Origin of the sequence: Streptomyces albireticuli (assembly GCF_002192455.1) — a bacterium.
Lineage (GTDB): Bacteria > Actinomycetota > Actinomycetes > Streptomycetales > Streptomycetaceae > Streptomyces > Streptomyces albireticuli_B.
Window position 1 is genome coordinate 313,506 of the sequence record NZ_CP021744.1, and the last position, 12,851, is coordinate 326,356.

Sequence of the window (12,851 nt, forward strand, 5' to 3'; positions counted from 1 at the left end):
GGTGGTCCTCGCCCCGACCCGAGCCGAGGGCTGGGCGGGCCGGGCGAAAGCCGGCCGGGGCTGTTCGGGGTGTCCGGCATTCAGGATGCCGGGAGCGACAGCGCCTGGCCTTGTCAGTCCGCGCAGGGCTGTTGACGATTCGCGCACGTCTTGGGCGACAGGGTTCTGTAGTCCCGCGGTGGTATCCCGTAGGCGTCCCGGAACAGGCGGCTGAAGTGCGCGAGGTTGACGAAGCCCCAGCGTTCGGCGACGGCCTGGACCGGACGGGCGCTCAGGCGGGGGTCGGCCAGGTCGTGGCGGCAGCGCTCCAGACGGCGGTGACGTATCCAGGCCGCCGGCGACGTGCCGTCCTCGGCGAGCAGCTGCTGGAGATGACGCAGGGAGATGTGGTGGGCGTCCGCGATCGTCCGGGGGGTCAAGGCCGGATCGCCGAGGCGCTGCTCGACATACGCGTTGATCCGGGCCCGCAGGGCACTCCGGCGGGCCTCCGGGTTCAGCGCCTCTTCGGCCTCCAGGCAGCGGGCGACGACGGCTGTCAGGAGGTCCAGGGTGACCGAGGCGAGCGTGGGGATGTCGGCCGGAGTGAACTCCTCGGCACGTGCGTCGAGGTCGGCCAGCCAGCGGGCGAACACCCCGCCCATGCCGCCGCGGCCGCTGATCGGGACAGCGAGCAGGCCCCGCATCGTCTTCTCCGGCAGCGGCAGCAGCGTGTGAGGCAGCTGCACGGTCAGTTGCGACCAGCTCTCCCGGACGGCGTGGCGATGGGCGTCGAAAGGACGACTGCTGTCCAGCACCATGAGGTCGCCCGCACGCAACGTCGTGTCTTTGCCGGCCTGGGCGAAACCCGCGCCCCCACCGAAAATGTAATTGACCATGTACACCTCGGGGTCGGACTGCCGGATCGTCTTCGCTGTCCGCGTGATCTCCAGATGCGGAAAGGACAGCGCGGACACCTGTAACTCCCCCAGGTCCAGGACGCGGACCCGGGCACGGAAGTCCTCCCGGTCGTCGCTGCGCAGCCGGTTGCGCAGGTGCGACCCTGCCGCGACTTCCTCGAACAGCGCGAACCGCTCCGGCGCCGCCACGACCTCTGTACTGAAATCCGTCACCAGCATTCCCAACCCCCCGTAGCCGGTTCCTGTGGCTTCGAATGGCTTCGAAGGTGACATGGGGGACGTACGCAGTCCAGCAACCTTCGGTCACATGTGTCGCCACAGGGCCTGCTGGACCGGCACGGGCATGCGGCTAGCCCGCGTGGAGTCGCAGCCAGAGGTCGAGAGCGGCGAAGTCCTCGTCCGTGATGCCTTGCCGAGGATCGACGCGGCGCAGGAGGGCCCGCCCCGGGTGGTGCGCCTCCGTCCAGATCCGGTCGGCGTCGGTGATCTCGTCGTCCACCCAGGCGAACGGTCGTCCGGCCGCCCAGTCGAGGATGCCGCGGGTCTTCCAGTGGAGCCCGCCCCGCTCGTCCTCGTCGGACGGTTCGGGCCAGATCACGACGGGCAGCTCCGGCAGGCCGAGCCAGGGTGCGATGCATTCGTTCGCGTCGGACATCCAGGTCGTGGCCCACACCAGCTCGCACGGCAATGCCATCAGCCGGGGCCCGTGCGCCGGATCGATCCTGGTGATCAGCGGATTCGCGTCGGCTGCCTGCGTCTCACGCCCGGACCGGTATGTCGGGTAACCGTGAGGAAGCTGTTGTCGCGTCGCCCCGAAGGGGATGAGAGGGCCGTCGACATCGAGAAAGAGAAGGGGCAGCGTATTACCGATCACGACGACACCGTAGCTGTCTCCGGGCTCGCGCCAAAGCGGTCGCAGGCGAGGCCGCACCGCGTGCTAAGCGGTCACGGGACCGTCAAGGAATCGAAGCAGCACGGCCGCCTCCGCACGGAGCTCCGCGGCTCGGTCAGCATGCGCGGGCGCGGTCAACTGCGCCGCGACCTCCAGCCGCTCGGCAGCCTCGGCGCGCACGACCTCCACGACATCGCTCTCGCTCAGCTCGCGCCGCACCGCCTCGGTGACGCCTACACCGGCCGGCGAATGCTCAAGGGCCACGCCGCGGAGCTCCGCTTCATCAACGGGTACCGCCTCGGCGTTGTCCAGCGCGGCGAGTGTCGCGCGCAGGGCACGCACCGCCGTCTTGTCACGGGCACGCATCGCTTCCGGCAGCGCTTGACGCATACGAAGTCGCATAGACATACGGATGACCTTATGGCCGCACCCCTGGCGCCCACAACGCGATATACGCACAGCGGTGCGCTTACCGCCGAGTGAGAGCCGGACCCGCGCCGCTCCCGCCTTTACCAGGTGACGGTCTTCGCCGGTTCCTCGTCCGGCTGGACCCGCCTGGCGCTCTCCCCCACAGGCCCGGCCTACGGCCTGGGCACTCAGGCCGCGGGGATGCCGGCCCCGGTCGACGCGGCGGCCACACTTTGCACCCCGTTCGCCGGACGCCTGGTGGATCACAAGGGACCCGACCCGGTGAACCTGGTCCGCACGCCTCGGCCACCGGATCGCCGAGCCCAGGACCGGCCGACCCACGTACCACCCGTGACCAGCCAAACCCACCCGCACCGCTTCGATAGCATGACCGAACTCATGACGAGCGCCCCCATCGCCCGTCCTTCACCGGAAAACCATGCTATCCGGCACGAAGAGTGACTTATTTAACCAAAACCTAACAAATCGGCCAAACACTTGATATCTATAGCATCGCGGGTGCTTTCGCGAATAAATTCCAGAATTACATTCGCCGCGTGGCGTCAGCCACGGGTGATGCTGTGGACCGCGGCGAGCGTGGTGGCACTCGGATTCCTCATCATGCTGGAGGTCGCCGCGCGCCACTACGGCCTTCCGGGGCCCATGACCAACCAGGCGAAAGAGGTGATACTCGCCCCCAAATCGGGGCCGCTGCTGTACGCCAGCATGGCATTGATGATGGTGGTGCTCACCTGGCGGCAGCGATTCATAGCGGCCGGCGTCGCGGTCGGCATCGACATCGTCTTCTTCCTGGTGCGGTGGATGATCGACGCCAAGATGATGTTCGGCAACGGCGCATTGTGGGTGATTCTGGGCTGCGCGGTCATCGCTGTCACGCGCCGCACCGGCAAGGAACGCGTCCTGCTGCTGAAGGGCGTCGGACTGGGCCTGCTGCTGGTGGCCGGCCGTAAGACCGGCGACACCTGGCTGCTCATCACGTCGAAGACCCGCCCGATGGTGCTGGACCAGTACGTGGCGACCGCCGATCACGCGCTCGGCGACCCCTCGTGGCTGGCGGGCCGGATCGTCGAGGCCACCGGTACGGTCGGCGAGCACGTTCTCGACTACGTCTACATCCAGCTCGCGGTGGCCGCGGTCGCCGTCGCGCTCTACCAGCTGCGCAACGTGGCGACCGAGCGCCGCTTCCCGGGCCACCACCTGGTGCGCACCTTCCTGGTGATCGGCCTCCTCGGACCGGGCATCTACATGATCTTCCCGGTGGTCGGACCGATCTTCGCCTACGGCGCCGACGGCGGGCACTGGGCGGTCGCCAACCTGTGGCCGGACACGCCGCCGCCGCTCGGCACCCCGCACCAGATGCCGTTCGACGAGTTCACTCCTCGCAACTGCATGCCCAGCCTGCACACCGCATGGGCCACCGCGATATTCATTCATTCCCGCAAGGGCCCGCGAGTTCTGCGATGGGCAGGAGCGTTCTGGCTGATTGCCACGCTCGGCGCGACGCTCGGGTTCGGCTACCACTACGGCACGGACATCATTGCCGGCGTGGTGTTCACGCTCACGATCGAGGCGGCGCTGCGCGCGTTCGACCGCGGCTGGGACCGGTCGGGAATTCAGCTGGTCACCTACGGCACGGTGGTATTCGCCGCGTTCCTGGTCTCCTATCGCTATCTGCCGATGGAAATGGCCGAATATCCGTGGGTGTTCGGACCGCTTCTCGTCCTGGCGATGATCTCGGTGATCTACGGCTACATACGGACCATCAGACTGTGGGAACAGGAACCCGGGGCCGCAGCGGTGCGGCAACCGAAACCGCAGCCCGAACTGGTGTGAATCGCGTTGCATCAGGCGATGGGCGCCCCGCGCGGCATCTCACGCCGTGTCCAGCCGGCTGGACACGGCGTGCCCGCTTTCCCGGGGCTTGAGTGGAACCCGACACACCGCGAGGGGCCGCGCCCTCGTGTGCTCGCGAGGGTGTCCATGGGTGTCACTTGGTCTCGGACAGCTTGTGGCCGGGGTACACATGTCCCGGGCTCACGATGCGGGTGACCGCCTCGCCGAAGAGCGTGCTGGGCTCCTGGCCCTTGTGCAGGACGTCGGTGTTGAGGAGGACGACCATGGTCGCCCGCGCCTGGGGCAGGTAGACGGCCAGGCTCTCGTACCCGGGCAGCGAGCCGTTGTGGCCGATCCAGCCGTTGACGTCGAAGATCCCCAGACCGTAGCCGGCGCGGGGAATGCCCGTCGGCAGGGTCTTCAGGCGCTCGGCCTGGGTCGCGGGCTTCAGCAGGGTGCCGGTGGCGAGGGTGTGGGCCCAGCTGCGCAGGTCCCGCAGGTCGGAGATCATCGCTCCCGCCGCCCAGGCCCAGGAGGGGTTCCAGTGGGTCGCGTCCACGATCTTGCCGGAGGCCGACTGGCCGGTGTAGCCGTGGGGGCGCGGTGCGGGGAACTCCGCGCCGGTGGGGAAGAGCGTGCGGCGCAGACCGGCGGGCCTCAGGACGTCCTGCTCGATGACCTTGTGCAGGGGCCGGCCGGTGACCTTCTCCACCACCAGCCCGAGCAGGATCAGGTTGGTGTTGCAGTACTCGAACTTCGCCCCCGGCGCGAACCCCACCGGGTGTTTGAAGGAGTAGTCGAGCAATTGCCTCGGCGTGAACGGCCGTTCGGGGTGAGCGGTGAGCGCCTTGTCGAACGCCTCGTCCTCGCTGTAGTTGAAGAGCCCGCTGCGCATGCCCGCCAGTTGGCGCAGGGTGATGCGGTCCCCGTTCGGCACGCCGGTGACGTACTTGCCGATGGCGTCGTCCAGGCCGACCTTCCTCCTGTCGACCAGCCGGAGGAGAGCGGTGACCGTGAACGTCTTGGTCTCGCTGCCGATGCGGACGTTGAGATCAGGCCTCATCGGCCTGCCGGTCGCCTTGTCGGCCACGCCGAAGGCCCGCACGTAGCTTCCCTTGCCGGGAGCCCACAGCCCCACGATCACGCCCGGCACCTTCGCCTCACGCATGGTCCGGCGCACAGCCTTGTCCAGTTTCGCCGCGACGGCCGGGGTGAGCCGCGAGAAGTCCGTGTCACTGTCCGACGAGGCGGCGGGGACGGGCCGCACCGGGGCGGTGGCCCCGTACGCGGGGCCCGCGACGGCCGGGGCGACGAGTACACCGGCGGCGGCAGCGGCCACGCAGGCCTGGTACAACCGGGTGAGGGACGGCTTCACCGCATGCGCTCCTGTCGTCCGAGGACCAAGGCAACGGCATCAGCGTAGGTCTGCGCCCCTGGGGTCGCGAGACGAGTCGTCCGGCGGTGCCCGCCCGGTTCCGCGCAGGTCGGCGGGGCATCCGACGGTCTGTCCTTCTCCCTCCCCGGCAGGTACGCGATGGGCGCGTTGCGGCATTCGTATGAAAGGGCGGTCCTCCCCCGGGCGGCCGCGTGGAGGACCCGGCCGGGGCCTTCAATCGATATGCGGTAGCGGCCCGCTCCGGCAAGGGGATGCACACCAGCACGTCATCGGCCGAACCATCCTCCTCGCGGCGGTGGCACGCACGCCGTACCCGGGTGGCATGTCCCGGTCCACGAGGACGTCGCCGAGCATGCACTCCTCGGCGAAGGTCTCGTACTGCGGCAAGCTCTTCTCTGCCCGCGGGCAGCACAGGGCTTGCACGAACACGATCCGGTCGGCCGACCGGCTGCCTCGCTGAGAACGAACAAGCGCTCTGCCCTCCCCATGGTGAAGGGGAGAGCAGAGCGCCGGGCGCGCCTGCTGCTCGTCGAACACCGAGCGCATCCGCGGGGCCAGGGTGGCGTGCCCGCCGTCCCCGGGCCAGGACATCGAGGGCCGTTCCCGCCCTCGCGCGGATCAAGGAGCCAGGCAGGAAACGCCGGGAAGCTCGCTCGGGACCGCGATGCTGGCCGGGTCGACCAGACCCGTGACGTCCTCGACGACACAGGTGACGGTTGCCACCGGGTCCGGCACGGCGTTGGCCGGCGTGGCGAGGAAACCGAGGAGCACGAGGCCCCCGAGAGTTGCCGCTACTGCGGAGATACGGTGCATGAACGCCCCCTTGAAGTGCACTGCATGTCGCCGCAGGGCTTCCCACGAGGCCTGGCGGACATGCCGTACGTCACTCGTTCGTGCGACCCCGGTGTCGCACGGCATGACCGACCGCCGGGCTCAGTCGTGGTCGAACAGAGGGCGCCGGCCCGCACTGCGCCGTACGAATCCGCGGCGGCCGGCGAGCAGCGTGATGCCGGTCCATCCGATGACGCCCATGACGAGCAGGTCGAACTCCGAGTCCGGGTCGACGCCGGAGGCCGCTTCCAGCGGGACGACGCCCTTCGGGTCGCTGATGACCTCGACGCGGTCACCCACCTTCCACTCGGGGAAGGCTCCGTCGTGGTTGAGCGTCTCCTTGAGCTCGCCCGAGCGGCCGGTGAGAGTGAAGCGGTGGTCCGACCGGCCGGCTTCGGCGCTGTCGTCGGTGATGAGGACGCTCTCACGGACGCCTCTGTTGTCGAGCGCGGCCTCGGGTGCGTACTGGACCGAGCCCACGAGCACGCACAGCGCCGGTACGAACGAGAGGGCGGCCAGCCACCACGCGCAGTGGAGGAAGCGCAGGACGATCGCGAGGACGAAGCACCCGAGCACGCCGGTGGAGATCGGTATCCAGTCCATGCCGAGGGTGAGGTACGCGAGGCCGGTATTGGCCGCGGCGATGATCCAGCCGAGCAGCACCACGGCGAGCGTGAACATGAGGTACAGCCCCCGGTCCACGGTCCCGTCCTGTGGTTTTTTCATGTTCACTTCAGTCACCACAGGAGCATACGCAGCCGTACCGCAGGGATCTCCGCAGGTCCATCGGGTCTCATGCTGCCGGGGAGTCCCCGTGCGCCGGTGCCCGGAACTACGCCCGGTCCACCGGCACACGGGGTTCGTGCACCCAAACACGACAACGACACAACACCGGGGGACGTCACGCCTGTCTTGTGACCGGACGGGGGTGGCCGCCGGCCCGGCCGTGTCACAGGAGGCCGAAAGGGGCCGGGCCTTCCTTGGTTCGGCCGACGGCCTGTTCAGGAACTCCGAAGGCATCGGTCAGCGAGCCCACGTGTTCGGACAGCCGCGCAGGAAGGGCTCCGCGGCGCGCTGCGATCGGAGATCCTCTTCGACATGGAGATTCACGGCAGTTGCAGCGACCGGTTCGGCGCCGTGCGGGAGGCGTTCGCCGATTCCCTGCGCGACGGGGCGGACGTCGGCGCCTCGGTGGCGATCCGCCTCGACGGCGAACCCGCACCCGCCGCCAATCGCGCGTGACCATCCCGGTCGGCGCCTACGTCACCGCCCAGGACACCTGGAGCACCCGCTGGCGCCGGGCCGAGATACCCGCCGCGGCAGGCTACGGAAACGCGCGGTCCGTAGCCGCCGTCCAGTCCGTACTCGCCGACGGAGGCAGGACGCCCTCCGCACGTCTCCTCTCCGAAGCCACCTGCCGCGCGGCGCTCGACGAGCAGTCCCACGGCACCGACCTCGTCCTCGGGATCCCCGTACGCTTCGGAACCGGCTACGCCCTGGCCTCCGACGACGCACCGGTCGACACGCCCAGCCCACATACCTGCTACTGGGGCGGAAGGGGCGGATCACTGATCGTCAACGACCTCGACGCACGCATGACCGTCTCCTACGTGATGAACCAGATGACCCACCTCGGCCTCACCGACCCCCGCGGCCGAAAACTGCTGCGAGCCGCTTACGAGGCCCTGCGAGGCTGACCGCCAGGCTTCCCGGCAAGGTGGTGGGCGAGCGGCGGCTGTGGCGATTCCTGGCTGGGCCGATGCGCCGATCCCGTCGGTGTCGGCTGGGCATCGGAGCGTCGCGCCCAGGCAGGACGGTCCCCACCGTGACCACGTCCCCCTTCGCCCAGAACAGAAGTGCCAGCCTCACAAAGCCTCCCCCGTACAGCCGATTCCCGGTAACGTCAGGCACAGCAGGCCGAGCCCTGGATGACCCGCGTTCCGTCCCCTCCGACCGGGCGGACGCGATGCCAGGGCGGCCGGTCCGGCCGCCCTCTGCGGCGTCTGTTCGAAACGGCACCGGGCAGCGGTGACGGTGCGGGCGGTGCTCTTCGTCGGGCGGCGAAATCCCGGGATTCGGATCAAGGAGCACAAGCGGATGAGGAACACGAAGCGTGCCCTTCTCATGCTCGCGGCGGCCGCGGCCGCCGTCGTACTGCCGGTCTCCACGGCCCATGCGGCCGACGGATACGACCGGTGCCCTGACGGCTATTACTGCATGTTCTCGGGACTCGACGGCACCGGCGACATGGTCATGCTGAGGGCGAGCACGCCGGACCTCATCCCACTCGGCATGAACGACCGGGCCAAGTCCGACTGGAACCGGACCTCTTCGACCATCCACCTCTGGTCCGAAGTGAACTACTCCGGCTGTACGGCCGTCACTTCCGCCGGCCCGGCGGGCAAGGGCAATTTCTTCCCCACCTACCGGGACTTCTTCAGCTCGGTGCAGTTCGACGGGCCGGGCGGCAGGAGCTGTGGCACACCGCCTGACGAAGGTCGCTGACACCGCCCGGCCGGCCCCGCTGCGGGCTTGTTCCAGCGGGCTGCCGACTTCAGGTCGGCAGCCCGCCGCGGTGACGGCCCGCGGCGACAGGGAGCGCCGGAACCGGCAGTATGTGCGAGTGGACAAGGTGACCATAAGCGAAGAAGACCGCCGCCGCCTCGGGGCCTGGGCCGCCGACTGCGCCGAGCGGGCGCTGCCGCTGTTCGAGGCGAAGGCCCCCTCCGACACGCGCCCTCGCGAGGCCGTCGAGGGCATACGCTCCTACGCGCGCGAGGAGATGCGGAAGGGGCCGCTGCGCTCCCTCGCCCTCGCGGCCCTCGCCGCCGCGCGGGAGGTCGGCGATCCGGCCGCGACGGCAGCCGCCCGCGCCGCGGGCTACTCGGCGGCCGCCCCTTACATCCACCCGCTGGCCACACCTCACCAAGCGAAGCACGCCCTCGGACCCGCGATGTACGCGGCGCGCGCCGGCGAACTCGCGGCGGGCGACGACGCCGGCGTCGGTGACGAGGAGATCCGGTGGGCGATCGAGCACGCACCGGAAGCGGTCCGCGCGATCATGCGGCAGATGCCGCCGCACAGCCCTGGCCGCACCCGGTTCGACGTGCTCCGTCACCAGCTCGACTCGGCCCTCCGCCGCTGACCGGCAGCGTGCCGCGCGGGGCCGCGGATGCCCTGCCGGGCCCGGCAGGCGAGAACGTACGGGAAGCCGCGGGCACGCCGTGGCCCCCGCCCGCTCATCGGACGTGCCGGTTCCCCTCGCCGGACTGTGCGAGGAGGCGCCGGAGCCAGCGGGTACGGGCCTCGCGTGCGTCCTGGCTGAGGGCGGCCTTCGGGGCCAGGCCGTCGAAGCCGTGGTAGCCGCCCGGCCATACGTGCAGTTCGGCCTGGCCGCCGGCCTGCCAGATGGCGTTCGCGTAGGCCACGTCCTCGTCCCGGAACATCTCGGCCGACCCGACGTCGATGAAGGTCGGAGGAAGGCCGGAGAGGTCGGTGGCACGGGCGGGGGCCGCGTAGGGCGGCAGGTCCGCGGCACCGTAGCGCTCCCCCAGCAGGGCCTTCCATACGGTCACGTCGGAGGTGCGGTCCCAGATGCCGAGGCCCGACATCTGGTGGCTGGAGAAGGTGCCGCCGCGGTCGTCGAGCATCGGGCACAGCAGCAGTTGCCCCAGCGGCCGGGGGCCGCCGCGGTCGCGGTTCAGCAGGGTGAGGGCCGCGGCGAGCCCGCCTCCGGCGCTCTTGCCTCCGATGATGACGCGGTCCGCGTCGATGTCCAGCTCGGCCGCGTGTCCGGCCGCCCAGACGAGTCCGGCGTAGCAGTCCTCCAGCGGTCCCGGGTACCGCGTCTCCGGCGCCAGCCGGTACTCGACCGAGAGGACAGCCAGCCCCAGCGGGAGGGCCCACTCGCGAAGGATGCGCGGGAGCACGGACCAGGCGTTGCCCATGACCATGGCGCCTCCGTGCATGTAGTACAGGAGAGGCAGCGGGCCGGTGAGCCCGGCCGGGCGTGCGCTGACGAGCGTGACGTCCGGTCCGTCCGGCGGGCCCGGCACACGGAGCTCCGTCACCTCGAAACGTCCGTCGGCGCGCAGTTCCTCGGCCGTCGGCCTGGGCCGGGACGCGGCGTCCCGCTCCCGCCGCGCCTCCAGGTTGTCCGGGGTGAGCGACTCCCGCGACTCCCTGCTGATGGCCGCGAGCGCGGGCTCCAGTTCGGGATCGAAAGGGGGCGCCGCATACGGCGCCTGGACGCGACCGGGCTCCGACGGGACGCTGCCGACGCTCATGACGCACCCCCCGCCCGGCCGGCGAGGTTCCGCCGGGCACCCCGGCGGAAAACACTCGATCGCACATTTGCGCACTCGAAGAACTCTTGCCTGAGACCCATACGGCGTAGCCAACCACACCGCCGGACGGCACCGCTGACTGGTCCTCAGACCAAGGGTGCCGGGTGCCCGGTGCCCGTCACTGTGCTTCCGGAAATGACCGCAGGGCCGGTCACCGCTTCCTGTAGGCGAGGCGCAGGTTCTGGAACCCGCGGTGGGCACGGACCGGTACGAGTCCTTCGCCCCGGGCCCGTAGGGCCGTGAGGGCGGACGTGCGGCGGCGACGGGGCATCAGGGGCCGCCACAGGAACAGCACGAGCTGTCCTCCCGGGCGCAGGACGCGCTCGGCTTCCGCCAGGGCCGCGCGCTGGTCGGGCATCTCCTCCAGGCTGTAGCTGTACAGCAGGGCGTCGAGGCTGGCGGACGCGAAGGGCAGGGCGAGGCCGTCCCCGGCGACGTGGACGGTCGTGGCGCCCGGTCCCGTACCGCGTCGGGCGCGGGGGTCGTGGGCGGCGGGGTCCAGGGCGACGAGGAGGCTGCCGGGGCCGAGGTGGGCGGCGAGGGCGGAGGTGTAGAAGCCTCCTCCGCTGCCGATCTCGGCGCAGCGCGTGCCGGGGGCCGGGGTGATCCAGCGGACGTCGTGGGACGGGCTGTCTCCCAGGGCGGCCCTGATGAGGCGGTGGCTGATGAAGGCGTAGCAGAAGGCGGGGGTCCTGGGCATGGAGCATCTCTCCCCCGCGCCGCCGTCCGGCGAACGATGATCAGGCGAATGCGCGCAGCCGTCCGCCGAGGGCGTGGTGGGCGTACCACCCGGCCGGCCGCCGGGGAGGGCCCCGGGGGCCCGCCTCGCCGATGAGGCGGCGGAATCGACGGGCGCCCGGGAACGGCGGAGCACCGGCGGGAGCCACGCGGTGCCACCCCTCCCACCATGACGGAACGCACGCGGGTACGCCCCTCTCGGCTTCCCCCGACAGGTTCCGGGCGTGTGGACGGGCCGCCCCATGGGGCCCGTCCACACGCCCCGGGGTGAGGCGTCGGGTCAGCGTGCGACGGTCACGCGGGAGACGAGGGGCTGGTGGTCGGAGGGGATCTCGGCCAGCGGGTCCCCTCCCTTGTGGAGGCCCGCGTAGCTCACGACGCGCCCGTCCGTGAAGGTGGGGGCGGGGCCGGTGCCGTTGATGTAGCCGATGTAGTCGAGGCGGTTGCGGTACTTGGCGTAGCTGCCCTTGGCGTCGTCGCGGAGCTTGGCGCGGGCGTTGCCGACCATGTCGTAGGTGTGCTGGGTGATGTGCTGCGGAGAGAGCTTCCCGCCGAGTGCCCCGTCGGCCTCGGCCACGTCGGCGCTGACCGCTCCGGTGGGCGCGCGGCCGTCGCGGGGGTCGGTCGCGTGGTACTCGACGTTGAGGTCGCCCGCGACGATCACGGGGCGGCCGCCGGACTTCTCCGTGGCCCAGGAGCGCAGTTCCCGCAGTTGCCGGAGGCGGACCTTGCGGGTGTTCTCGATGGGGCTGCCCGACTCCTCGTCCGCCTGGAGGTGGGTGCCCGCGACCCAGACGGGGGCGCCGTCCACCGAGAGGCGTACGAGCGCCGCGCCCTTGTTGGACTTGTAGTCGCTGGTCTTTCTGTCGCTGTCGCTGTAGACGAGCTGGTGGGATTCGAGGATGGGGTACTTGCTGAGAACGGTCACGCCGCCGTTGACGACGATCGGGGAGTTGCTGCAATTGCCCGCGTAACTGGTCCAGTTGCCCTTCCCGCCGCAGTGCTCGCCGACGAGCGAGCTCTGGTGCGGGTAGGCCTTCCGGAGGTCCGTGCGCATGGCCTGGGCGTACTTGTTGAACGCCTCGTCCAGCACGACGACGTCGGGGTTCTCCCGCCGGATGACCTCGGCGGCCACGGTCGCGCGTTCGGTGCGGCGGTCGCTGCCCCAGGTGCGGGCGATCTCCGTGATGGAGGGGAGCTGCTCGACGTTGAAGGCCATCACGCTGATGGCCGGTGCCTTCTCGGCGGCCACGGCCGTGCCGGTGGGAAGGGGTGACAGGATCAGCGCGGCGCCGGCGGCGGCGAGTGCTGTGCGGGGGGTCTTGGCGGTCACACGGTCTCCGATCTCCGGTGGTGGAGACTCGGCGGCAGCACAGCGCGCACGGAACCACGCCACGGTTTCCCGGGCTTCCGGGCCGCTGCGTGACGATCGAGCCCTTGCTCAGTCTTCATAGCTGACGGGACCTCAGGCAGAGAGCCTTTGGTCCTTT

General features: G+C 70.3%; 14 protein-coding genes. 5 read left to right on the forward strand and 9 right to left on the reverse strand.

All coding sequences use genetic code 11. From position 1 onward, the window contains the following. Positions 1-113: 113 nt before the first annotated feature. From SMD11_RS01350 to SMD11_RS01360, 3 genes are all read right to left on the reverse strand, one after another. Complete coding sequence (locus tag SMD11_RS01350; RefSeq protein ID WP_087924638.1) at positions 114-1,115, reverse strand: helix-turn-helix domain-containing protein; 1,002 nt, start codon at positions 1,113-1,115, stop codon at positions 114-116. A gap of 130 nt (positions 1,116-1,245) precedes the next feature. After that, positions 1,246-1,770 (reverse strand): HAD domain-containing protein, encoded by a 525-nt coding sequence (locus SMD11_RS01355; protein WP_087924639.1) that lies wholly within the window; start codon positions 1,768-1,770, stop codon positions 1,246-1,248. Between the two features lie 63 nt (positions 1,771-1,833). Further along, positions 1,834-2,154 carry a hypothetical protein gene (locus SMD11_RS01360; RefSeq protein WP_087924640.1) on the reverse strand — a complete coding sequence of 107 codons (321 nt, stop codon included), beginning with the start codon at positions 2,152-2,154 and terminating at the stop codon, positions 1,834-1,836. Between the two features lie 618 nt (positions 2,155-2,772). On the opposite strand from SMD11_RS01360, the gene SMD11_RS01370 reads away from it, so the two are divergent. Beyond that, positions 2,773-4,050: a phosphatase PAP2 family protein gene (locus SMD11_RS01370; protein ID WP_087924641.1), complete on the forward strand. Its 1,278-nt coding sequence runs from the start codon at positions 2,773-2,775 to the stop codon at positions 4,048-4,050. A gap of 154 nt (positions 4,051-4,204) precedes the next feature. On the opposite strand, the gene SMD11_RS01375 is transcribed toward SMD11_RS01370, so the two are convergent. From SMD11_RS01375 to SMD11_RS01390, 3 genes are all read right to left on the reverse strand, one after another. Beyond that, complete coding sequence (locus SMD11_RS01375) at positions 4,205-5,425, reverse strand: serine hydrolase domain-containing protein (protein WP_087924642.1); 1,221 nt, start codon at positions 5,423-5,425, stop codon at positions 4,205-4,207. Between the two features lie 639 nt (positions 5,426-6,064). Further along, positions 6,065-6,259 carry a hypothetical protein gene (locus tag SMD11_RS01385; RefSeq protein ID WP_087930223.1) on the reverse strand — a complete coding sequence of 65 codons (195 nt, stop codon included), beginning with the start codon at positions 6,257-6,259 and terminating at the stop codon, positions 6,065-6,067. Positions 6,260-6,379: 120 nt separating this feature from the next. After that, a complete protein-coding gene (locus tag SMD11_RS01390) occupies positions 6,380-7,003 on the reverse strand; it encodes a hypothetical protein (protein ID WP_087924644.1) in 624 nt (207 codons plus the stop codon). A gap of 372 nt (positions 7,004-7,375) precedes the next feature. On the opposite strand from SMD11_RS01390, the gene SMD11_RS35235 reads away from it, so the two are divergent. From SMD11_RS35235 to SMD11_RS01405, 4 genes are all read left to right on the forward strand, one after another. Further along, positions 7,376-7,519, forward strand: coding sequence for a hypothetical protein (locus tag SMD11_RS35235; protein ID WP_159395174.1), 144 nt, complete (start codon positions 7,376-7,378; stop codon positions 7,517-7,519). Continuing rightward, positions 7,516-7,974 carry a serine hydrolase gene (locus SMD11_RS35240; RefSeq protein WP_159395175.1) on the forward strand — a complete coding sequence of 153 codons (459 nt, stop codon included), beginning with the start codon at positions 7,516-7,518 and terminating at the stop codon, positions 7,972-7,974. The genes SMD11_RS35235 and SMD11_RS35240 overlap by 4 nt, the downstream gene beginning before the upstream one ends. Before the next feature lie 400 nt (positions 7,975-8,374). Continuing rightward, positions 8,375-8,782, forward strand: a complete 408-nt coding sequence (locus tag SMD11_RS01400; RefSeq protein WP_087924646.1) for a peptidase inhibitor family I36 protein — start codon at positions 8,375-8,377, stop codon at positions 8,780-8,782. Between the two features lie 127 nt (positions 8,783-8,909). After that, positions 8,910-9,422: a putative immunity protein gene (locus SMD11_RS01405; RefSeq protein WP_234365842.1), complete on the forward strand. Its 513-nt coding sequence runs from the start codon at positions 8,910-8,912 to the stop codon at positions 9,420-9,422. Between the two features lie 94 nt (positions 9,423-9,516). On the opposite strand, the gene SMD11_RS01410 is transcribed toward SMD11_RS01405, so the two are convergent. The 3 genes from SMD11_RS01410 to SMD11_RS01420 form a co-directional block, all read right to left on the reverse strand. Next, positions 9,517-10,563, reverse strand: coding sequence for an alpha/beta hydrolase (locus SMD11_RS01410; RefSeq protein ID WP_199843777.1), 1,047 nt, complete (start codon positions 10,561-10,563; stop codon positions 9,517-9,519). A gap of 211 nt (positions 10,564-10,774) precedes the next feature. Then, positions 10,775-11,323, reverse strand: coding sequence for a class I SAM-dependent methyltransferase (locus SMD11_RS01415; protein ID WP_159395176.1), 549 nt, complete (start codon positions 11,321-11,323; stop codon positions 10,775-10,777). A gap of 318 nt (positions 11,324-11,641) precedes the next feature. Continuing rightward, a complete protein-coding gene (locus SMD11_RS01420) occupies positions 11,642-12,694 on the reverse strand; it encodes a sphingomyelin phosphodiesterase (protein ID WP_087924649.1) in 1,053 nt (350 codons plus the stop codon). Between the last annotated feature and the right edge of the window lie 157 nt (positions 12,695-12,851).